This is a genomic window from Xanthomonas sp. WHRI 7945 (assembly GCF_035026585.1).
Map to the genome: position 1 here is coordinate 120,343 of NZ_JAYIQP010000006.1, position 21,851 is coordinate 142,193.

The 21,851-nt window shown below is 71.1% G+C and carries 19 protein-coding genes; 11 read left to right on the plus strand and 8 right to left on the minus strand.

All coding sequences use genetic code 11. The annotated features are described in order from the left end of the window. Positions 1-94 precede the first annotated feature (94 nt). Entirely contained in the window at positions 95-565 is a 471-nt protein-coding gene (gene rlmH, locus VDQ83_RS07030) for a 23S rRNA (pseudouridine(1915)-N(3))-methyltransferase RlmH (RefSeq protein ID WP_263110001.1), read from the minus strand. Between the two features lie 215 nt (positions 566-780). Here rlmH and VDQ83_RS07035 point away from each other — a divergent pair, with 215 nt between their 5' ends. Then, positions 781-2,322, plus strand: a complete 1,542-nt coding sequence (locus VDQ83_RS07035; RefSeq protein WP_455434357.1) for an alkaline phosphatase PhoX — start codon at positions 781-783, stop codon at positions 2,320-2,322. Positions 2,323-2,671: 349 nt separating this feature from the next. Here the strand turns inward: VDQ83_RS07035 and VDQ83_RS07040 are convergent, their stop codons facing one another. The 7 genes from VDQ83_RS07040 to VDQ83_RS07070 form a co-directional block, all read right to left on the minus strand. Beyond that, complete coding sequence (locus tag VDQ83_RS07040; RefSeq protein ID WP_455434358.1) at positions 2,672-3,838, minus strand: J domain-containing protein; 1,167 nt, start codon at positions 3,836-3,838, stop codon at positions 2,672-2,674. Beyond that, entirely contained in the window at positions 3,831-4,247 is a 417-nt protein-coding gene (gene rsfS / locus VDQ83_RS07045; RefSeq protein ID WP_263397804.1) for a ribosome silencing factor, read from the minus strand. The genes VDQ83_RS07040 and rsfS overlap by 8 nt, the downstream gene beginning before the upstream one ends. Before the next feature lie 56 nt (positions 4,248-4,303). Continuing rightward, entirely contained in the window at positions 4,304-5,095 is a 792-nt protein-coding gene (gene nadD, locus VDQ83_RS07050; RefSeq protein ID WP_455434359.1) for a nicotinate-nucleotide adenylyltransferase, read from the minus strand. Then, positions 5,092-6,126, minus strand: a complete 1,035-nt coding sequence (gene holA, locus VDQ83_RS07055) for a DNA polymerase III subunit delta (RefSeq protein WP_455434360.1) — start codon at positions 6,124-6,126, stop codon at positions 5,092-5,094. The genes nadD and holA overlap by 4 nt, the downstream gene beginning before the upstream one ends. Positions 6,127-6,311: 185 nt before the next feature. Beyond that, complete coding sequence (locus VDQ83_RS07060) at positions 6,312-6,896, minus strand: LPS-assembly lipoprotein LptE (RefSeq protein WP_309912826.1); 585 nt, start codon at positions 6,894-6,896, stop codon at positions 6,312-6,314. A gap of 151 nt (positions 6,897-7,047) precedes the next feature. Continuing rightward, positions 7,048-9,690 carry a leucine--tRNA ligase gene (leuS, locus tag VDQ83_RS07065; protein ID WP_455434361.1) on the minus strand — a complete coding sequence of 881 codons (2,643 nt, stop codon included), beginning with the start codon at positions 9,688-9,690 and terminating at the stop codon, positions 7,048-7,050. A 267-nt stretch (positions 9,691-9,957) separates the two neighbouring features. Further along, complete coding sequence (locus tag VDQ83_RS07070) at positions 9,958-10,530, minus strand: DUF998 domain-containing protein (RefSeq protein ID WP_263398416.1); 573 nt, start codon at positions 10,528-10,530, stop codon at positions 9,958-9,960. A 291-nt stretch (positions 10,531-10,821) separates the two neighbouring features. On the opposite strand from VDQ83_RS07070, the gene trxA reads away from it, so the two are divergent. From trxA to VDQ83_RS07120, 10 genes are all read left to right on the plus strand, one after another. Next, complete coding sequence (gene trxA, locus VDQ83_RS07075; protein ID WP_455434362.1) at positions 10,822-11,685, plus strand: thioredoxin; 864 nt, start codon at positions 10,822-10,824, stop codon at positions 11,683-11,685. A gap of 202 nt (positions 11,686-11,887) precedes the next feature. After that, positions 11,888-13,525 carry a FecR domain-containing protein gene (locus tag VDQ83_RS07080; RefSeq protein ID WP_455434363.1) on the plus strand — a complete coding sequence of 546 codons (1,638 nt, stop codon included), beginning with the start codon at positions 11,888-11,890 and terminating at the stop codon, positions 13,523-13,525. After that, entirely contained in the window at positions 13,522-15,174 is a 1,653-nt protein-coding gene (locus tag VDQ83_RS07085; protein ID WP_309912818.1) for a CHASE2 domain-containing protein, read from the plus strand. Before VDQ83_RS07080 ends, VDQ83_RS07085 begins: the two co-directional genes overlap by 4 nt. A 196-nt stretch (positions 15,175-15,370) precedes the next feature. After that, positions 15,371-15,820 carry a DUF4442 domain-containing protein gene (locus VDQ83_RS07090; RefSeq protein WP_455434364.1) on the plus strand — a complete coding sequence of 150 codons (450 nt, stop codon included), beginning with the start codon at positions 15,371-15,373 and terminating at the stop codon, positions 15,818-15,820. Positions 15,821-16,152: 332 nt separating this feature from the next. Next, positions 16,153-16,830 (plus strand): DUF502 domain-containing protein, encoded by a 678-nt coding sequence (locus VDQ83_RS07095; protein ID WP_455434365.1) that lies wholly within the window; start codon positions 16,153-16,155, stop codon positions 16,828-16,830. A 10-nt stretch (positions 16,831-16,840) separates the two neighbouring features. After that, positions 16,841-17,614, plus strand: a complete 774-nt coding sequence (locus VDQ83_RS07100; RefSeq protein ID WP_455434366.1) for a queuosine precursor transporter — start codon at positions 16,841-16,843, stop codon at positions 17,612-17,614. 295 nt (positions 17,615-17,909) lie between these two features. After that, a complete protein-coding gene (locus VDQ83_RS07105) occupies positions 17,910-19,787 on the plus strand; it encodes a DUF885 domain-containing protein (RefSeq protein ID WP_455434367.1) in 1,878 nt (625 codons plus the stop codon). A 236-nt stretch (positions 19,788-20,023) separates the two neighbouring features. Continuing rightward, complete coding sequence (locus VDQ83_RS07110; protein ID WP_455434368.1) at positions 20,024-20,389, plus strand: VOC family protein; 366 nt, start codon at positions 20,024-20,026, stop codon at positions 20,387-20,389. Further along, the gene (locus VDQ83_RS07115) at positions 20,386-20,781 is read left to right on the plus strand and encodes a VOC family protein (RefSeq protein ID WP_455434369.1); all 396 of its coding nucleotides are present in this window, start codon (positions 20,386-20,388) and stop codon (positions 20,779-20,781) included. The genes VDQ83_RS07110 and VDQ83_RS07115 overlap by 4 nt, the downstream gene beginning before the upstream one ends. A gap of 165 nt (positions 20,782-20,946) precedes the next feature. Beyond that, complete coding sequence (locus tag VDQ83_RS07120; RefSeq protein ID WP_263397791.1) at positions 20,947-21,840, plus strand: ABC transporter ATP-binding protein; 894 nt, start codon at positions 20,947-20,949, stop codon at positions 21,838-21,840. Positions 21,841-21,851 lie beyond the last annotated feature (11 nt).

Genomic DNA, 21,851 nt, shown 5'->3' on the forward strand with positions numbered 1-21,851 from the left:
AGCGGTCACGCTGCCGGCGAGCCGGTGGCAGCAGGATTCACCAAAGAGATGCTGCGCTCGCTCGACGCGCGGTGTCGCGCGCCGTGATCCGCGATCAGGCGCGATGGTAGGGATGGTTGGCCAGCATCGCCGCGGCGCGGTACAACTGCTCGGCCACCACCAGGCGCACCAGCATGTGCGGCAGGGTCAACGGCCCCAGCGACCAGGATTCGCTGGCCACGGCCAGCACCTCGGGCGAATGGCCTTCGGGGCCGCCGATCAGCAGCGCCAGGTCGCGCCCCTGCCCGCGCCAGTGTTCCATGCGCTGCGCCAGCTGCTCGGAACTGTGCGCCTTGCCGGGCACGTCCAGCGCCACCACCAGCGCATTCTTCGGCAGCGCCGCCAGCACGCGGCGGCCTTCGTCCTCGATCGCGCGCTGCGCATCGCGGCCCTTGCCGCGCAGCCCGGGCTCGATCTCGACCAGTTCCAGCGGCAGCCAGTGCGACAGGCGCTTGCGGTATTCGGCGAAGCCCTGCGCGACCCAGGCGGGCGCGCGTTCGCCGGTGGCGATGAGTCGGCATTTCATCGGCACATGATAGCCGCCGCGCCGACGGCGGCGCGGCGGACGCATGCGCCACGCACAGGCGGCAACCAGCGCCTGGCCTTGCTGGCAGGAAAAGCAGCGGCGCCGGCACCGGCTTCGTGCACGAAGCCGCGCCGGAAATTGTCTACCGCGATGTCACGCACGCGTTAGGCGGCCTGCCTAGGGTCGGGGCCACCTCAGCCAGCAGGAGCCGCATGATGCATGTCTTCGACCCCGCCCGCCGACACGTCCTCAAGAGCAGCGCCGCCGCGATGGCGATGGGCGCCATCGGCAGCCTGGGCGCGCTGCAGTCGCGCCAGGCGCACGCCGCCACCGCCGCGGCGCAGTTGTCGCCGGTACCGAGCCGCTACGGCCCGCTCGCCCCCGTCGCCGACGACAGCACCGGCCTGCCACTGCTGCAGTTGCCGCGCGGCTTCCGCTATCGCTCCTTCGCCTGGAGCGGCGACCGCATGGACGATGGCCAGCCCTGCCCCGATCGCCACGACGGCATGGCGGTGGTCGCGGTGCGCCGCGCGCGCGGCGGCGGTCGCGGCGACGAACGCGTTTATGGCCACGGCATGGAATACGTGCTGATCCGCAACCACGAACGCGGCGCCACCGCACCGATCCGGGCGCCGGCGATGTACGACACCGGCCTCGTCGGCGACGGCCAGCCGGCCGGCGGCGGCACCACTACGCTGAGCTTCCGCAACGGCCGCTGGGACCGCCTGGAGCCGAGCCTGGGCGGCACCCTGGTCAACTGCGCGGGCGGTCCGACGCCGTGGGGCACCTGGCTGAGCTGCGAGGAGATCAAGAGCGATGCGGTGTCCAGCAGCGGCCGCAAACACGGCTACGTGTTCGAGGTGGACCCGGACAGCGCGCGCACCAGCGGCCGTCCGCTGCAGGGCCTGGGCCGCTTCAGCCACGAGGCGGTGGCGGTGGACCCGCGCACCGGCATCGTCTATCTGACCGAGGACGACCGCAACAAGGCCGGCCTGTACCGCTTCATCCCCAACGACCGCCGCGGCCGCTACGGTTCGCTGGAGAACGGCGGCCGGCTGCAGGCGGCGCGGGTCAAGGGTCGCCGCAACGCCGACCTCACCGTGGCCGCGGTCGGGCAGAGCTTCGACCTGGAGTGGGTGGACATCCCCGAGCCGGACCTGGACAGCATCGTCGCGCCGAGCGGTTTCGCCGACATCGGCGCCGGCGAGACCCTGAGCGGGCCGTTCGCGCAGGCCTGGAGCGAAGGCGCGCTGCGCATGAGCCGCGGCGAGGGCATCTGGTACAGCTACGGCAAGATGTTCATCGTCGACACCAGCACCGGCACCGACGCGCAGGGACGCAAGGGCCGCGGCAATGGCGCGGTGTGGGTACTGGACCTGCTGAGCCAGCGGCTCAAGGCGCTGTTCGTCAGCGGCGACCAGCTGGCCGCGCACAACCCCGACAACGTCACCGTCAGCGCGCGCGGCGGCGTGGTGCTGTGCGAGGACGGCGGCGAAAGCCCGGACGCATACGGCCCCGGCTCGCGGCTGATCGGCCTGACCCGCGCCGGCGAATCGTTCTACCTGGCCAAGAACAACATCGCGCTGACCTCCACCCAGCTGGCCAACGCCGGCAAGACCGTCGCCGAAGGCGACTACCGCGACAGCGAGTTCTGCGGCGCATGCTGGGATCCGCTGGCGCGCACGCTGTTCGTCAACATCCAGACCCCGGGCATCACCGTGGCGATCACCGGGCCTTGGGAGCGCGGGCCGCTGTAGGCGGCGCGGCACCACAGATGCGACGGCCGCGCGCGAACGCGGCCGCCGCAAAACGACGACGGCGCCCGCGAGGCGCCGCCGTCCCCGGCGTGCTGCCGGCGACGCTCGGCGCAGCGCCGATCCATCCGGCCAACGCATTTTTCGGCGGATAACGACGCGACTCGCGAGCGTCTTCGACTCGCGCATTCGCAGCCGCAAGCGTTTGCCGAAGCGATTGTGGTCCAAGGATGCCGTACGGCATTCGCGCGTCCCGGTGATGACCATGACCTGCTGCGGCCAGACCGATGCCACATAGACGCAGGCCAGCGCCGTCGCCACGATCACGACACGTGTGCCGTCCAGCGCGCGCCTAGTCGTCGCGTTGCGCGTCGTCCAGCATGGCCTGGAACAGCAGGGCTTCGCGCGACACCTCGGGCGGCTGCGCGTCCTGCCGCTTGAGCCAGGACCGCAGGCTCGGCGCGTGTTGCAGCTCGCGCAGATCCTCGGCCAGCCCGTCGATCTCGTCCTGCAGCGCGCGCTTGATCTCGGCCATCGCCGCCTGCAGCCGTTCCGGCTTGAGCCGGCGCGTGCCGAACACGGCGTAGTCGGCCTTGAACGCGGCGTCGATGCGCCGCAGTTCGTCCTGCGTGGCCTGCATCTGCTCGCCGAGCATGCGGTTGTAGCGCTCGATGCGGGTGTCGGCCATCGTCGCGAACGCGGCGGCGTCCAGCTGGCCGGCCTGCAGCTGCAATTCGAGCAGGCCGAGCAGGTCGGCGTCGGCATAGGCGGCGTTGAGCCGTTGCATCAGTGCGGTCTTGCGTTCGCGCTGCTGCGGATCGGCCTCACGGTCCGGGTGCAGCGCCGCCGCCAGCCGGCGGTACAGCTCGCGCAGCGCGGTCTGCGGATCGAATGCAGGCACCGGTGCGGCCGACGCCGCGCGCCGCGCCTGCTTCGCCTTGCGCGCGGACGCCGCGGCCTGAGTCTGTCGGCGGCGCTGCTGCAGGCGCTCGAACAGCGCCTGCGGCGTCGCCAGGTACGGCAGCGCGTCGGCGTCCTCGCCGAAATGCGCGGCGATCATCGCCCGCAGCGCCGCATCGGAGGCGGCGATGCGTTGGTCGAACGGCGTGTCCGCGTGGCGGTCGTGGAGCGGTTTGAGCTCGAGCAGGCCGGCGTCCTCGATCAACGGCTCGGCCAACAGGCAGATCTGCGCCGACAGCGCGGCGCGGTCGGCCTTGCCCAGCTTGTGCGCCATGCACAGCGCGTCCAGCGCCAGCACGCGCTCGGCATGCAGCTGGTCGCGCCGCTGCAGCAAGGGCTGCACCTGTTCGTGGAAGCGCTGCTGCCAGCGCGGCAAGGCCTCGCGCCAGGCGGCGAGTTCGCCGCGGCTGCGTTCCAGTTGCGCGACCAACGTGTCGAAGCGCGCGCCCGCGGCGCTGCGCAGCGCGCTGCCGGCGCAGGCCAGCGCGGCCGACAGCGCCAGGTCCGGGGTTGCATCCGCCACCGGCGCAGCGTCGCGCCGGTGCGTTGGATCAGGCATCGCGCGCGTCGTCGTCCGCGTCGCTCGGCGGCTGGTCGCCGACCGTCCACAACCGCTCCAGCGCATAGAACTCGCGCACCCGCGGCAGCATCACGTGCACCACCACGTCGCCGAGATCGACCAGCACCCACTCGGCCTCGCGCTCGCCTTCCACGCCTAGCGGCATCACGTCCAGCTTCTTGGCGTGCTTGATCACCTCGTCGGCGATCGACTTGACGTGGCGGGTGGAGGTGCCGGAGACGACGATCATGTAGTCGGTGACGCTGGACTTGCCGCGCACGTCGATTTCCACCGCGTCCTTGGCCTTGAGTTCCTCCAGCGCGTTGCGGACATGGGCCAGCAGCACCGGCAACGGCGGCGGCGGGTTGGGAAGTTGGGTCTTGATGACGTGGGCTTGTTGACTGGACAAAGGTGCGAACTCGATGGAATGGGGCGAATTATAGGGAACTGCGCGAAGACGCGTATTCAGCTGGCCGCGGCCGGGGCCCGCGCATACAGTCCGGCGGCACGGATGTAGTCCGCCACCGCGGCCGGCACCAGCGGCGCCCAGTCGCCGCCGGCGGCGATGCGCGCGCGCACCTGGCTCGCCGATTCGGTGCGCAGCGGCTGCCGCAGGCACCATAGCCGGCCGCCCGGCGCCGCGGTCAGCGCCTGCGGCGAGGCCGCCCAGCGCCCCGCCACCGCCTGCGCCAGTTCGGCCGGCAGCGCGCGCTCCCAGCCGCTGCCGGCGCGGTCGGCGACGACCAGGTGCGCCGCATCGAGCAGGCTGCGCCAGTCGCGCCAGCCGTTGAAGCCGACGAAGCTGTCGGCACCGACCAGCAGCGCCAGCGGCGCGGCGGGGCCGAGTTCGGCGCGCAGCTCGCGCACCGTATCGATGCTGTACGAGGCCACGCCCGGCTGCGCCAGCGCGCGTTGCAGTTCGTGCCGGTCCAGCAGCAGCCCCGGCTCGCCGGCGATCGCCAGCGCCAGCATCTCGCAGCGTTGCCGCGCATCGGCCCCGGGCGCGTCGCGATGCGGCGGATCGGCCGCCGGCATCAGCCGCACCGGCACCCCGAACACCTCGCGCGCCGCCCGCGCGATCGCCAGATGGCCGTTGTGGATGGGGTCGAAGGTGCCGCCGTAGATCAGGTGGAGCTTTGGGGACCGGGGACCGGGGACCGGGGACCCGGGAACAGCAAAATCTAGAGCGCGTGCCCTCGCCAAATTTCCGCTTTTCCGGGTCCCCGGTCCCCGGTCCCCGGTCCCGCCCCTACTCATACCACCAACAACCGCACCGCCCGCGCCTCGGCGATGGCCAGCAGCAGGCGCTCCAGCGCGATCCAGGCGTCGCCGTCGGCGCGACCCTTGGCGACGCGGTCGATGCGCCCGGCCTCGGCGGCGAAGCGTTCCCAGCGGCGCGGTTCGGCATGCCGCTGCAGGGCGCGCTTGAACGGCGCCTGGCGCGACTCCCAGATGCCCTGCCCCTTCATCTCCGCGGCCAGGTTGCCGCCGGCCGCCTGGACCTTGGCCAGCGCCGCGGTGCGCAGCAGTTCCTTGATCAGGATCGGCAGCAACGCCGCCACCGCTTCGCCTTCGGCGCGCAGCCCGGCGAGCATGCGCCCGACCGCCGGCGCCTGCCCGGCCAGGGTGGCCTCGGCCAGGCGGAACACGTCGTAGCGCGCGGCATCGGCGACCAGCGACTCCATCGCCGCCACGTCCAGGCTCTGCCCGTCGGCCAGCAGCGCCAGCTTGTCGATCTCCTGCGCGGCCGCCAGCAGGTTGCCCTCGACCCGTTCGGCCAGGCGCTGCACCGCGCCGGCATCGGCGCGCAGGCCCTTGCTGCGCAGGCGGCGCTCGATCCAGTCGCCCAGCTCGTGCGGCTTGATCGCCCAGGCCACCGCGATCACCCCGAGCCGGCCGACCGCGTCGGCCCACTTGCCCTGGTGCGCCTTGCTCCATTCGTTGCAGGTGATCAGCAGCACCACGTCCGGCGGTGGATCGGCGCAGAACGCGCTGATCACCTCGCCGCCCTCCTTGCCGGGCTTGCCGCTGGGCAGGCGCAGTTCGATCAGCCGGCGCGGGCTGAACAGGCTCGGCGCGTTGAAGCTGGAATACAGCTGGCTCCAGTCGAAATCGCGGCCATCGGCATCGAACACCTCGCGCTCGCCGATGCCTTCGGCGCGCGCGCGTGCGCGCACCGCGTCGGCGGCTTCGAGCACGCGCAGGGTTTCCGGGCCGGCGATCAGGTAGACCGGGTGCAGCGGCTGCGAGGCCGGCTGGGTGACGAGTTGTTCGGGGCGCAATTCCATGGCGGCAGCCTACGCCCTGTCGGCGCGGTTGGGAGCGGCCATGCCGCCGCATCCGCCGTTCGGGCGCGCCGCTGCGCCGCAGGCGCGCTGCCGCTGCGAAACGTGCAGCGCCCGGGCGCCGGGCCTTGTACGCGCGCAAGGCGCGCCGCCGGCCACGGACGATGGCGACGGCATGACCCAGGCGGTCAAGGTTGCGGCGTGGTCGCCGGCTTGCCTTCGACCGGCGTTCCGGTCGCCGCCGGCGGCGCGGCGTTGACGTCCTTGCCGGCGCGCACTTCGGCACGCACCACGCTGTCGATCCGGCGCAGCATCGAGGCGGACATCTCGCGACGCAGTTCGTCGGCGAGGATCTCGCGCTCGGTGGTGGTGCCGGTGGCGTCGGTCGGCGGCGACACGTAGTCGCGCGACAGCTCGATCACCTGCTGCGGCACCAGCACGCTGCCGTCGGCGCGGCGGAACACGAAGATCGCCGCGTAGCGCAGGCTGTACTCCTGCGCGCGGCCTTCGGCGTCGAGCGCGATCGGCAGGTCGCCCCAGCGTTCGGACAACACTTCCAGGCGCGCCACGCCGGTGTTGACGTCCTTCGGCGCGATCTCCGCGCCGGCGGCGCGCAGGCCGCGCTCGAGCAGCTTCACCAGCTCGCTGTACGGCGCCGAGGAGACCACCTTCACCGAAGGCGTGCCGGCCGGCAGGGTCAGCTTGTCGCGCAGGTGGAAACCGCAGGCGGTCAGGGACGTCGCAAGGACGAGGGCGAGCAGGAGTCGGGTCATGGACACAGTCTGGAGGAGCCGGCTGGGCGCGGCAACAGGCGGCTAGCCTGCCGGATGCCGCGTGAACGAGGGTTGAGACGTGCCGCGGCGCGCGCAGGCGGACACGGCGCCGGAGCGCGGCGTGCGCCGGCGACGCGCGCGGCGCGATGGTTCACGCCGCCACCAGGTTCACGATCTTGCCCGGCACGATGATGATCTTGCGGATGCTCAGGCCTTCCAGGAACTTGGCGGTGTTCGGTTCGGCCTGGGCCAGCGCCTCGATCTGCTCGCGCGGGGCGTCGGCGGCGACCTCGATGGTGCCGCGCAGCTTGCCGTTGACCTGCACCGCCAGGGTCAGCGCGTCGCGCACCAGCGCGGCTGGGTCCGGCTGCGGGAACGGCAGGTCTTCCAGCAGCGTCGGCGCATGCCCCAGCGCCTGCCACAGCGCATGGCTGGCATGCGGGGTGATCGGATTGAGCAGCAGCACCGCCGCTTCCAGCGCTTCCTGGCGCACCGCGCGGCCCTGCGCGCTGGCATCGTCGAACTTGGCTAGCGCGTTGGTCAGCTCCATCACCGCGGCGATGGCGGTGTTGAAGCTGTGGCGGCGGCCGTAGTCGTCGGCGACCTTGCCGATGGTCTCGTGGGTCTTGCGCCGCAGCGCCTTGTGCTCGGCGGTGAGCGCGGCCGCGTCCAGCGCCGGTGCGGCACCGTCGGCGACGTGCTTGTGCACCTGCGCCCACAGCCGGCGCAGGAACCGCGCCATGCCGTCCACGCCGGCCTCGTTCCACTCCAGCGACTGCTCCGGCGGCGCGGCGAACATCGAGAACAGGCGCACCGTGTCGGCGCCGTACTTGCCGACCATCGCCTGCGGGTCCACGCCGTTGTTCTTGGACTTGGACATCTTCTCGGTGCCGCCGATCTGCACCGGCTGGCCGTCGGCGATCAGGCTGGCGCCGACGATGCGACCGCGCTCGTCGCGCTGCACGTCCACCTCGGCCGGGTTGATCCACTCCTTGGAACCATCGCCATTGTCGCGGTAGTAGGTCTCGGCGATCACCATGCCCTGGGTCAGCAGGTTGGTCGCCGGCTCGTCGCTGTCGACCAGGCGCGCGTCGCGCAGCAGCTTGTGGAAGAAGCGGAAGTACATCAGGTGCAGGATCGCGTGCTCGATGCCGCCGATGTACTGGTCCACCGGCAGCCAATAGTTGCCGCGCTTGTCGACCATGTCCTTGGCGCCGGGCGAGGTGTAGCGCGCGTAGTACCAGCTCGACTCCATGAAGGTGTCGAAGGTATCGGTCTCGCGCTCGGCCGCCGCGCCGCACTGCGGACAGGTGGTCTTGCGCCATTCCGGATCGGTCTTCAGCGGCGAACCGGTGCCGCTCAGCGCCACGTTCTCCGGCAGCAGCACCGGCAGCTGGTCTTCCGGCACCGGCACCGCGCCGCAGCTGGCGCAGTAGATCACCGGGATCGGGCAGCCCCAGTAGCGCTGGCGGCTCACGCCCCAGTCGCGCAGGCGGTAGTTGATGCGGCGCTGGCCCTGGCCCTTGCGCTCGAAGCGCTCGGCCAGCGCCTCGAACGCGCCGTAGTAATCCAATCCATCGAACTCGGCCGAGTTGACCAGTTCGAACTCGCGGGTCTTGTCGGTGTACCAGTCGCGCCAGACGCTCGGTTCCCAGCTGCGCTCCTCGTCGTTCTTCGGCGCCTTCAGCGCGATCACCTGACGGATCGGCAACGCATACTTGTTGGCGAACTCGAAGTCGCGCTGGTCGTGGCCGGGCACCGCCATCACCGCGCCGGTGCCGTAGCCCATCAGCACGAAGTTGGCGACCCACACCGGCACCTGTTCGCCGCTGACCGGATGCACCGCCACCAGGCCGGTGTCCATGCCGCGCTTTTCCTGGGTCTCCAGTTCCGCCTCGGACACCCCGCCCTGCTTCAGCTCGGCCAGCAATGCGGCCAGCTGCGGGTTGGACTTGGCCGCATGCAGCGCCAGCGGATGCTCGCTGGCGATGGAGACGAAGGTGACGCCCATCAGCGTGTCCGGGCGCGTGGTGAACACGCGCAGCGGATCCAGCGCGGCGCCGTCGGCGTCGCGCACCTCGAACTGGATCTCCAGCCCCTCGGAGCGGCCGATCCAGTTGCGCTGCATGGTCTTGACCGACTCCGGCCAGCCCGGCAGCTGGTCCAGGCCGTCGAGCAGTTCCTGCGCGTAGTCGGTGATGCGCAGGAACCACTGCGGGATCTCGCGCTTCTCCACCAGCGCGCCGGAGCGCCAGCCGCGGCCGTCGATGACCTGCTCGTTGGCCAGCACGGTCTGGTCGACCGGGTCCCAGTTCACCACCGCGTTGCGGCGGTAGGCCAGGCCCTTGCGCATCAGCCGGGTGAACATGCGCTGCTCGTGCACGTAGTACTCGGGCCGGCAGGTGGCGAATTCGCGCGACCAGTCGATCGCATAGCCCAGCGACTTGAGCTGGCTGCGCATGTGCTCGATGTTGGCGTAGGTCCACTTCGCCGGCGCGGTCTTGTTCTTGATCGCGGCGTTCTCGGCGGGCAGGCCGAACGCGTCCCAGCCCATCGGCTGCAGCACGTTCTTGCCGTTCATGCGCTGGTAGCGGCTGATCACGTCGCCGATCGTGTAGTTGCGCACGTGGCCCATGTGCAGCGCACCGGACGGATACGGCAGCATCGACAGGCAGTAGAACTTGGGCTTGTCGGAGGTCTCGTTGACCTCGAAGGCGCGGGTGGCGTCCCAGAACTGCTGGGCGGACGATTCGACCTGCTGCGGGTCGTAGGCGGTGGGCTCGACGGCGGACATGGAAACGGGCAAGGGCCAGGCGGCAACAAAGCGGACAAGGGTACCGCAGCGCAGGAAGCGGCTCCAATCCCGGCGACGAGCGGCGGCGGCGGCGCCTGCCCGGACGCGACGCGGCGCCGCGTACGCCGATGGCCGCCAGCGCGCCCGCTGCGGGGAAAACCACGCTCGCCGCGCCGCTCGCAGCGGCATGCCGGCAGCGCGCCAGCCTGGTCCAGTGCCGCGTCGCAACCGCCCGCGACCGGCACCGATTGCGCAACGGCCAGGGTTTCAGCGGTCGCCCGGCAGCGCCTGCGGACCTGGCCAGCAGGCCAACAGCGCCAGCCAGGCCCACCACAGCGCGAACACCAGCCGCTGCGCCACCGCCGCCGACAGCAGCGCGTCCAGCGCGAACGCCCCGAGCGCGGCCAGCGCCGCCACCGCCAGCGCGGTACGCGCCCAGCCGCGCGCGCCGGGCTGGCGCCACGCGCCGGCGGCCAGCAGGCTCGCCGCCGCCACCAGCGCCACCACCCACAGCAGCCAGACGCTGGCGTGCAGCTGGGTGGCGCGCGATTCCAGGTCGGCCGGGTCCAGCGGCAGCAGGCCCATGCCGGCGAAGGCCAGCCCGGCCAGCAGCAGCGCCTGCCCGCCGACGCGCAGCGTCCACGGCGCGCCGCGGCCAGCGCGCTGCAACAGGCGCAGCGCCAGCAGCGCCGCCAGCGCCCCGGGCGACACGAACGCCAGCAGGTCGAACGCCCAGGCATGCGGTATCCCGCGGGCACCGAGCAGCGCGACCGGGTGCGACCACGGCAGGTAGCCCGGCAGCGCCAGCCCGAAGCCCACCACCGCAGCGACGGCGGCCATCGCCAGCAACGGCCCCGCGTAGCGCAGCGCCTGATCGTATCGGTTCGTCACCTTGTCTCCCGGCACTGCGCCGCCACGCCACTGCGGCGCGCCAAACGCCCATTGTCGCCGCTGCGGCCGCGGCTGGCACCCTCTCGCCGGCCTGGCGGCAAGCGCCGCGGCGTCCGCCGACGCCGCCCGCATCACGCGCCGCAGGGGCCGCGCGCAGGCCGCCGCCCGCCGCCGCTCCCCTTGCGCCGCCGCCGGTCTGTCACCATAGAAGCCATCTTCTTCGCCTGCCACGATGCCCCCATGTCCGACATGCCCCACGTTTTCGACGCCAAGACCGAGACCTTCGAAGCCGAGGTGCTGCAGAAATCGCTGCAGACCCCGGTGCTGGTGGATTTCTGGGCGCCCTGGTGCGGCCCGTGCAAGACCCTGAGCCCGATCCTGGAGAAGCTCGCCGCCGAGTACCACGGCGCGTTCGAGCTGGCCAAGGTCGACGTGGACCAGGAGCAGCAGATCGCCGCTGCCTTCCAGATCCGTTCGGTGCCGACTGTGTTCCTGGTCAAGGACGGGCAACTGGTCGACGGCTTCCCCGGCGCCATGCCCGAAGGCCAGCTGCGCGAGTTCCTGACCCAGCACGGCATCGTGCCGCTGCCGGCGCCGGCCGAGGTCGAGGAGGACGCGCCCGCCGCGCCGCTGGACCCGCACGCCGAGGTGCTGCGCCTGCGCGAAGCGGTGGCGGCCGAGCCGGACAAGGACGAACTGAAGCTGGACCTGGCGCTGGCGCTGGTGAAGACCGGCGCCGCCGCCGAGGCGGAGACGCTGATCGACGCGCTGCCGGCCAACCTGGCCACCGACGAGCGCGCGGTGCGGGCGCGGGCGCGGCTGGGCTTCGTCAGCGCGCTACAGGCGGCGCCGCCGGCGGAGGCGCTGCAGGCGGCGATCGCGCAGGACCCGGCCGACCTGAAGGCGCGCTACCTGCTGGGCGTGCATCGGCTGATCGCCGGCGACGACGAGGCGGCGCTGGAGCAGTTCCTGGACATGCTGCGCCAGGATCGCGCGTTCGAGGACGGCCTGGCCAAGAAATCGCTGATCGATGCGTTCCGGGTGATTGAGGACGAGGACCTGGTCGGGCGCTATCGGCGTAAGATGTCCGCGCTGTTGTTCTGAGATTCATGTCACGGACGGGATCGGTTGGCGATGATTCCGCGGTTCGGCCACCCAGTGGCCGGACGAGTCGTCCGGCTCCCTCCGCGACATCACGACCAGGGGAAATCCACAGGCCCGGCCCGTCCGGCGTCGCGCACCCGGTCCTTGCCAGGGCGAGACGTTGAGCAGTCAGAACCGCACCCCCTCCCGTCGCCGCCTGCCGATGCCCGTGTGGCGGCTGCTCGCCTTGCTGCTGCTGGCCTGCGCGGGCCTGGCGGCACCGCCGCCGGCCGCCGCCCAGGACTGGGTCTACCGGGTCCGCCCCGGCGATACGCTGTGGCAGCTGCGCGATCTCTACCTCAAGCCCGGTGTGGACTGGCAGCGCCTGGGTCGGCACAACGCCGTGGCCGATCCCTATGCGCTGCCGCCGGGGCAGCCGTTGCGCTTCCCGATCGCCTGGCTGCGGGTGCAGCCGGCGCCGGCGCGGGTGATCGCGCTGCGCGGCGGCGCCAGCGTGCTCGGCATCGGCAGCGCGACGGCGCCGGTGCGTGAGGGCATGCTGCTGCCGATCGGCACCACGTTGCAGACCGAGGCCGAGGCCAGCGTGACCGTGCAGTTCGCCGACGGCTCGCAGATGCAGGTCCGCGAGAACAGCCGCGTGCGCTTCGACCAGCTCGCCCGCTACGGCGCCACCGGCATGGTCGATACCCGGGTGCGACTGGAACAGGGCCGCGCCAGCAACGAGGTGGTCCCGGCCCAGGGCCCGGCCTCGCGCTACATCATCCAGACTCCGGCCGGCACCAGCAGCGTGCGCGGCACCCGCTTCCGCGCCGCCGCCGGCGGCGACGGCCAGCTGGCCGCCACCGAGGTGCTGCACGGCGTCGTGCAGGTCGGCAACCCCCATGGCCGGCAGGTGCTGCATCCCGGCGAGGCCTCGCGCATGGCCGCCGACGCCTCGCCGCTGCAAGAACGGCTGCTGCCCGCGCCGGTGCTGGACGAGCAGCGCAGCCGCCTCGACCACGCGCCCTACCTGCTGGCCTGGCAGCCGCTGCCAGGCGCGGCCGGGTACCGGGTCGAAGCGGTGGATGCCGAGCAGCGCCAGGTGCTGCGCTTCGCGCGCCAGACCGCGCAGGCGCAGATCGCGCTGGACGATCTGCCCACCGGTCGCCTGCTGTTGCTGGTGCGCGGCATCGCCGCCACCGGCGTGGAAGGCGAGGACGCCGAACGGGCGCTGCAGGTCTGGGCCACGCCGCTGCCGCCGCTGACGCTGCAACCCTTGCAGCAGCAACAACTGCGCACGCCGCATCCGCGCTTCGAATGGACCCGCAGTGCCGATGCCACCGCCACCGTGCTGCAACTGGCGCGCGATGCCCAGTTCGGCGAGCTGGTGTTCGAACGCACGACCGACGCCACCCGGCTGCGCGCACCGCTGCCGTTGCCTCCGGGCGACTACTTCTGGCGCGTGGCCTCGCGCGATGCGCAGGGCCGCCAGGGCCCGTTCGGACAGCCGTTGCAGCTGCAGATCAGCGACGCGCCGCTGGACCCGTCGCTGCAGCCGCCGGAAGCGGCCAAGGGCCAGCTGACCCTGCGCTGGCAGGCCGGCGAACCCGGGCAGCGCTATCGCGTGCAGATCGCGCGCAAGCCGGACTTCGCCGCGCCGCTGCTGCTCGACCGCACCCTCGACACCCCGCAGATCTCGCTGCCGCGACCGCGCGGCGGCACCTGGTACGTGCGCGTGCAGCAGGTGGACGACGACGGCTACGCGGCGCCGTTCTCGCCGACCCAGGTGATCTCGCTGCCGTGCCGGAGCTGTTACCTGGGCGGCGGCGCCGGCGCGCTGCTGTTGTGGTTGCTGCTGTGAAGGCACCCACGCCGCTACGCTGGCTCGCGGCCGCGGCGGCGGCGGCGCTGGCCGCAGGGTTCGGCCTGTCCGACGGCCTGTGGCGGCTGGACAACACGCTCTACGACACGCTGGTGACGCACTGGCGCTACACGCCCGATTCCAGCGTGGTGCTGGTGATGGTCGACGACCGCAGCCTGCAGGCGCTCGGGCAATGGCCGTGGCCGCGCAGCACCCACGCGCGCCTGCTCGACCGGCTGAGCGAGGCCGGGGTCAAGCGCGTGGCGCTGGACCTGGTGCTGAGCGAACCCGACCAGGCCGACCCGGACAACGATGCGCGGCTGGCCGCGGCGCTGCGCCGCAACGGCAACACCGTGCTGCCGGTGACCACCAGCAGCACCGACGCCGGCGAGATGCCGCAGGAACTGCTGCCGGTGCCGGCCATCGCCCGTGCCGCGGCCGGGCTGGCGCATACCGACATCGAGATCGATGCCGACGGCGTGTCGCGCGGCATCTACCTGCGCGCCGGGCTGGGCAATGCGCACTGGCCGGCGCTGGGCGTGGCCCTGGCCGGCCTGGCCCCGCCGTGGCCCGGCCTGGCTTCCGACGCCGGCCCGGCCGCGGATGCGATGCCGTATCGCTGGCACCGCGACGACTACGTCGGGGTCCGCTACGCCGGGCCGCCCGGCAGCTTCCCGCAGCTGTCCTACGTCGACGTGCTGGAAGGCCGCGTGCCGGCGCAGGCGCTGCGCGGCCGGCGGGTGATCGTCGGCGTCGGCGCCACCGGCCTGGGCCAGCGCTTCCTGACCCCGATGTCGCACGAAAGCTGGATGAACGGCGCCGAATACCAGGCCAACGTGGCCGCGATGCTGCTCGGCGGACATGCGATCACGCCGCTGTCGAAGAACCAGCAGATCGGCACCTCGGCGCTGCTGGCCCTGCTCGCCGTGCTCGGCATGACTTATTCGGTCCGCCACCGGCGCTGGCCGTGGTTGGCGCTGCCGGTCATGCTGGCGCTGATCGTGGCCGGCAGCCTGCTGTGCGCGCTGGCCAGCGGCCGCTGGTTCGCGCCGACCGCGTGCCTGGCGGCGGTGACGCTGGTGTCGGCCGGCTGGCTCGGCCTGCGCATCGCGCACTGGCAGCGCCAGGCCCACCGCGACGGCCTCACCGGGCTGGCCAACCGCCACAGCTTCGAACTGGCGTTCCGCCAGGAACTGGCGATGGCCCAGCGCAGCGGCAAGCCGCTGACCCTGATCGTGGTCGACATCGACCACTTCAAGCGCTACAACGACGCCCTCGGCCACCACAGCGGCGACCGCGCGCTGACCCTGGTCGCCGCGGCCGTGGCACGCCATGCGCGACGCGCGCACGACGTGGCCGCGCGCTTCGGCGGCGACGAGTTCGCGATGATCCTGCCCGACACCGCGCTGGACGACGCGCGCCAGATCGCCGAAGCGCTGCTGGAGGACATCCGCCAACTGACCGTGCCCGGGCCGCAAGGCCCGGTGCCGATCACCGTCACCCTCGGCGTGCACAGCACCACGGTCGACGCCGAGACCCGCAACCGCGACTTCTTCGCCCAGGCCGACGCGGCGCTGTACCGGGCCAAGACCGCCGGCCGCGACGGCTATGCGTGCAGCACGCCCGGCCAAAGCCTTGGGAAGCGATGAACTCGCCACGCCGTGGTTCGGCGCGCGCGGCAAGCAACAACGGGTGCAGGCCGGCGATAGGCGACCGCGACGCCGACGCGTCCGCACCCCGGCGTGGAAATTTTGCGCTGCCATCGCCCGCTGGCAGCGCAGGCCTGGCGCACCATACCCATGCGAATGGTAAGCTCGCCGCTTCGCGTCCTGTCCTCCATCCGCCATGAATGCTTCGCTGTTCCGTTTCGGCCTGAACCTGTGGCCGCCGTTCCTGTTCGCCGGCATCCACCTGGTGGAGCTGAGTGCGGACTACCGATACGCGCGGGTCGAACTGCGCATGCGCCCGTGGAACCGCAACTACGTCGGCACCCATTTCGGCGGCAGCCTGTTCGCGATGACCGATCCGTTCTGGATGCTGCTGGCGATGCAGAACCTGGGCAGCGCCTACTACGTCTGGGACAAGGCCGGCAGCATCGAGTTCGTGCGCCCGGGGCGCGGCACGGTGACCGCGCAGTTCCGCCTCGACGACGCGCTGCTGGACGAGATCCGCACCGCCACCGCCGGCGGCGAAAAATACCTGCGCTGGTTCGACAACGAGATCCTCGACGCGCACGGCGAGGTGGTCGCGCGCACGCGCAAGCAGCTGTACGTCAAGCGCAAGCCGGCGCGGTAACGGCGGCGCGACAGCGACACCTGCCGCGATCGCGGCTCGGTCGATCGCGTAGCCGCCTAGCTGGAAGAGTTCCATGCGGCGTCGAGCCGAACAGCTCCGACGACTCCCGACGTCCGCAGGCCATCCGCTGCGCTCGTCGCGACTGAAGTCGCTCCCACAGGGACCGGCGCCAGCCCACGGGCGTACCGCGGGAAGGGCTTGCGTTCGCTGCGACCGGTGGCCCGAAGCCAGCGCGAAGCGCGCGTCGCTTTTCCCCAATCGCACCTGCACGGCGTGCGCCATCCTGATCGCCGGGCGCAGCGGTCGGCGCAGCGCTCCACTACACTAGGCGGATGTCGCCCGAAACCCCCGCTCCGCACCCCCGCCCGTCCCTGCAACGGCTGTTCTTCACCGGCCTGCTGACCCTGCTGCCGATCTGGCTGACCTGGGTCGTGGTCAAGTTCGTGTTCGTGCTGCTGTCGGGCATCAGCAGCCCGTGGGTGGTGCCGCTGTCGGCGCGCATCGCCGCCTCGTTCCCGCGCGAGATGGGCTGGGCCACCGCGCTGTGGGTGCAGAACACCATCGCCCTGATCGCCACGCTGGCGGTGATCCTGCTGGTCGGCATCCTCAGCCGGCGCGTGGTCGGACAGCGCCTGCTGCGCTGGTTCGAGGCGGTCATGCGCCGCATTCCGCTGGCCAGCGTGGTCTACGACAGCGCGCGCAAGCTGCTGGACATCCTGCAGACCCAGCCCGGCAGCACCCAGCGCGTGGTGCTGATCGACTTCCCGCACCGCGACATGAAGTCGGTGGGCCTGGTGACGCGGGTGATCAAGGAACAGGGCACCGGCCGCGAACTGGCCGCGGTGTACGTGCCGACCACGCCGAACCCGACCTCCGGCTACCTGGAGATCGTGCCGGTGGAGCTGCTGACCCCCACCGACTGGAGCGTGGACCAGGCGATGAGCTTCATCATCTCCGGCGGCGCGGTGGCGCCGGACAGCGTACCGTTCACCCGCACCATGGACCGCTGAGGGAAGGCAGATGCGCAACGGCACGCTCGACGATCGCGCCGTTCGCCTGTTCATCGGCCTGGCCGCATTCTTCTGCGTCAATGCCGCGCTGGCCGAATTCATCGGGGTCAAGATCTTCGCGCTGGAAGACACGCTGGGCATCGCGCCGCTGAACTGGAACCTGTTCGGCCAGGCCGGCTCGATGAACTTCACTGCCGGCACCCTGCTGTGGCCGCTGGTGTTCATCCTCACCGACACCATCAACGAATTCTTCGGCCGGCGCGGGGTGCGCTTCATTTCCTGGCTGGCGGTGGCGCTGATCGGCTACGGCTTCCTGTTCGCGTTCGCCGCCATCGCGCTGGCGCCGGCCGGGTTCTGGGTCGGCGCGGCGCAGGCGCAGGGCGTGCCCGACTACCAGGCCGCGTTCGCGGCGGTGTTCGGCCAGGGCCTGTGGACCATCGCCGGTTCGCTGGTCGCGTTCCTGGCCGGGCAGCTGATCGACGTGGCGGTGTTCCACCGCATCCGCAACGCCACCGGCGAAAAGCACGTGTGGCTGCGCGCCACCGGCTCCACGGCGGTGTCGCAGCTGATCGACAGCTTCGTGGTCATCTACATCGCCTTCGTGCTCGGCCCGCAGCACTGGTCGATCCCGCTGTTCCTGGCGGTGAGCACGCTCAACTACCTGTGCAAGATGCTGCTGGCGGTATTGCTGATCCCGCTGCTGTACCTGATGCGGCGGCTGATCACCGATTACCTGACTCCTGCCCGCGCCGCGCAACTGCGCGAGGAAGCCGCGGCCGACTGAGCCTGCGCCATGTCCGCGCAGGCGCGGCGCCGCGCCTGGGATTTATGCGTCCCAGCGCGGGCCCGTTCGCATGCCGCCAGCGTCGCCGCTGCGCCGCGGCGACCACGCACGCACGGCCGGCGCAAACGCCGCAGACATCCGCCCGGCCGGCCCTGCGCACCGCCGCAAGCAGGCCGCACAGGCGCCGGCCGCGTGGCGCCGCACCGGCTTTTTGCTGACCGCGCATGCGGCGATGGGTGGCCTCCACGGTGCGGATCGGGCAAGCTCCCGTGCTCGCTTGTCGTTGGAGCCCGCAATGCCGCTCAGCTTTCCCCGTCTGCTGTCGCTCGCCATCGCCGCCGTCCTGAGCCTGTCGCTGGCCGTACCGGCGGACGCGGCCAAGAAGAAGACCGCCAAACAGCAGACCGCGCAGACCCGCGCCAAGGCCAGCAAGGCCAGGAAGGCGCGCCCGGCCGCGGCGCCGGTGGTGCGCAGCAAGGCCGAGCAGCTCAATCGCCTGTACGACGATTACTGGGAAGCCTCGCTGAAGCTCAATCCGCTGCAGGCCACGTTCCAGGGCGACAGCCGCTACAACGACCAGCTGCCGAACTTCCTGTCGCCCGCGTTCCGCCAGCAGTCGCACGACTTCACCGTGCAGTGGCTGGGCAAGGCCGAGGCGATCGGCAAGGACGGGCTCAGCGGGCAGGACCTGCTCAGTTACGAGATCTTCGTCGGCGACGCACGCAACGCACTGGAGTCGGAGAAGTACCCGAGCTGGATGCAGCCGGTGAACCAGTTCTACAACGTCGGCAGCATCATGGTGATGCTCGGCTCGGGCACCGGCGCGCAGCCGTTCCGCACCGCCAAGGACTACGACAACTGGTCGCGGCGCGCGCTCGGCATCCCGGCCCTGTTCGACCAGGCCATCGCCAACATGCGCGAGGGCATGAAGGCCGGCGTGGTGCAGCCGCGCGCACTGATGGAAAAGGTGCTGCCGCAGCTGGACGCGATCATCAAGCCCACCGCCGAGGAAAGCCTGTTCTGGGGCCCGGTGCGCAACCTGCCGGCGGACATGCCCGAGGCCGAGAAGCAGCGCATCACCGCCGAATACAAGCGCATGATCGAATACCGGATCATGCCGGCGTACCGCTCGCTGCGCGGCTTCATCGCCACCGAGTACCTGCCGGCCACGCGCAGCACCGCCGGCGTCGGCGCGCTGCCCGGCGGCGCGGACTGGTACGCGTACAACGTGCGCCAGAGCACCACCACCGAACTGAGCCCGGCGCAGATCCACCAGATCGGCCTGGACGAGGTCGCGCGCATCCAGGGACAGATCCAGGCGGTGATGAAGCAGGTGAAGTTCCGCGGCTCGATGCCGAAGTTCTTCAAGTTCATGCAGACCGACAAGCGCTTCACCTTCAAGAGCGAGGACGAACTACTGACCTACTACCGCGGCCTGGAGACGCGGGTGGACGCGGCGGTGCCGCGCATGTTCTCGCTCAAGCCCAAAGCGGCGTTCGAGATCCGCCCGGTGGAACCGTACCGCGCGCAGTCGGCGGCCGGCGGCTCGTACATGCGTCCCAGCGAGGACGGCTCGCGCCCAGGCATCTTCTACGTCAACACCTACGACCTGCCCAGCCGCAAGACCTGGGACGCGGAAGACCTGTACCTGCACGAGGCCATTCCCGGCCACCACTTCCAGCTCGGCCTGCAGCAGGAACTGACCAACCTGCCCAAGTTCCGCCGCTTCGGCGGCGAGACCGCCTACATCGAAGGCTGGGGCCTGTACACCGAATCGCTGGGCAAGGACCTGGGCCTGTACCAGGACCCGTACAACTACTTCGGCTACCTGCAGAACGAGTTGTGGCGCGCGATCCGCCTGGTGGTGGACACCGGCCTGCACAGCAAGGGCTGGACCCGCGAGCAGGTGATCGACTACATGCTCGAGAACTCGGCCACCAGCCGCACCGACGCCGAAGCCGAGGCCGAGCGCTACATGGCCATTCCCGGGCAGGCGCTGTCCTACAAGATCGGCGAGATGAAGATCATGCAACTGCGCGACTACGCGCGTGCGCAGCTCGGCGCCAAGTTCGACATCCGCGAGTTCCACGCCGAGATCCTGAAGGACGGCTCGGTGCCGCTGGACGTGCTGCAGGAAAAGATCGAACGCTGGGTGGCGAGCAAGAAGGGCTGAGCGCAGCGGCGATCCACGTCGCTTGCGTAGGAGGGGCTTGGGCCCCGACCGGGCGTTACCGGCACAAGCCCCTCCTGCAATGCATCGGCGACGTGCTGAAGCGGCCAACGCACGCTGCAGATGCGCGCGCCGCGCACGCCAACGCCGCCATGCCCGCACGATTCAGGGCCGGATATCCGACGCCGCGCTATGCTCCTTGCATGGCTCATTTCCTTCCCTCCGCAACGCAGCAGCGCATGGCCTTGACCGCGTTGACCCCGATGCTGCGCAGCGCCGACCTGGGCGCGGCGCTGGCGTTCTACACCGGCCTGCTGGAGTTCCGCATCGAAAGTGGCGGCGCGGACGCCGGCTGGGCGTCGCTGCGGCATGGCCCGCTGGCGCTGATGCTGGCCGCGCGCCAGGCGCAGGGCGATGCCGCGGTTTCCGGCTTCCCCGGCTCGCTGTACTTCCGCACCGACGACGTGGACGCGTGGTGGCAGCGGCTGCAGCCGCATGCGCGCATCGCCTACCCGCTGGAGGAGTTCGCCTACGGCATGCGCGAGTTCGCGATCCACGATCCGGACGGCCACCTGCTGCAGTTCGGCCAGGCGCTGTGCCGATGAGCCTGACCCTGCGCGGCCTGCACCATGTGGCGATCATCGCCTCCGACTACGCGCGCTCGAAGGATTTCTACTGCCGCATCCTCGGCCTGCGCGTGGTCGCCGAGGTCTACCGCGACGCGCGCGACTCCTGGAAGCTGGACCTGGCCCTGCCCGACGGTACCCAGATCGAACTGTTCTCGTTCCCCGCGCCGCCGCCGCGGCCGAGCCGCCCGGAAGCCTGCGGCCTGCGCCACCTGGCGCTGCGCGTGAGCGACCTGGATGCGGCCGTCGCCCACCTGCAGGCGCACGATGTGGTCACCGAGCCGATCCGCATCGACGAATACACCGGGCGCCGCTTCACCTTCTTCGCCGACCCGGACGACCTGCCGCTGGAGCTGTACGAGGGCGGCTGAGCGGCGCCACGCCCGGGGCCGTCCGGTCCCGCCGCATCCACCCGCTGCATCCTCCCCGCGGCCGCACTCGCCGGCACGCAGCATTACAGATGGCAATGACTTCCGGCGCATGCGGCAACGCGCGATCGCACCAATACTCGGGCATCGACCAGGGGAAGGTGCGCCATGCTGCAGATCCGCGAGCTGTCCAAGACCTACGCCAATGGCGTCCATGCGCTCAAGGGCGTCACCCTGGACATACCGCACGGCATGTTCGGCCTGCTCGGCCCCAACGGCGCCGGTAAGTCCTCCTTGATGCGCACCCTGGCCACGCTGCAGGAAGCCGATTCCGGCAGCGCCACGCTCACCACCGCCGATGGCCAGACGATCGATGTGCTGCGCGACAAGGACGCGCTGCGGCGCAAACTCGGCTACCTGCCGCAGGATTTCGGCGTCTATCCCAAGGTCAGCGCGCTGGACCTGCTCGATCATTTCGCGGTGCTGAAAGGGCTCACCGAGCGCCGCCAGCGCAAGGAGCTGGTCGAGGGGCTGCTGCAGCAGGTCAACCTGTGGGATGCGCGCAAGCGCAAGCTGGGCACCTATTCCGGCGGCATGCGCCAGCGCTTCGGCATCGCCCAGGCGCTGCTCGGCAATCCGCAGCTGGTCATCGTCGACGAACCCACCGCCGGCCTGGATCCGGAGGAACGCAACCGCTTCCTCAACCTGCTGGCCGAGATCGGCGAGAACGTGGTGGTGATCCTGTCCACCCACATCGTCGAGGACGTCACCGACCTGTGCCCGGCGATGGCGATCATGAACAAGGGCCAGGTCCTGCTGACCGGCCGGCCCGCCGACGCCATCGCCACGCTCAGCCAGCAGGTCTGGCGCAAGCAGGTGGCCAAGAGCGCGCTGGCGGAGTACGAAGCGCGCTTCACTGTGCTGTCCACCCGGCTGGTGGCCGGCAGCCCGGTGATCCATGTGTTCAGCGCCGAGTGCCCGGAAGCGGGCTTCGAACCGGTCTCGCCCGACCTCGAGGACGTGTATTTCCAGCGCCTGCGCCAGCAGGCGCGGGCCGCCTGACGGAGCGCCGA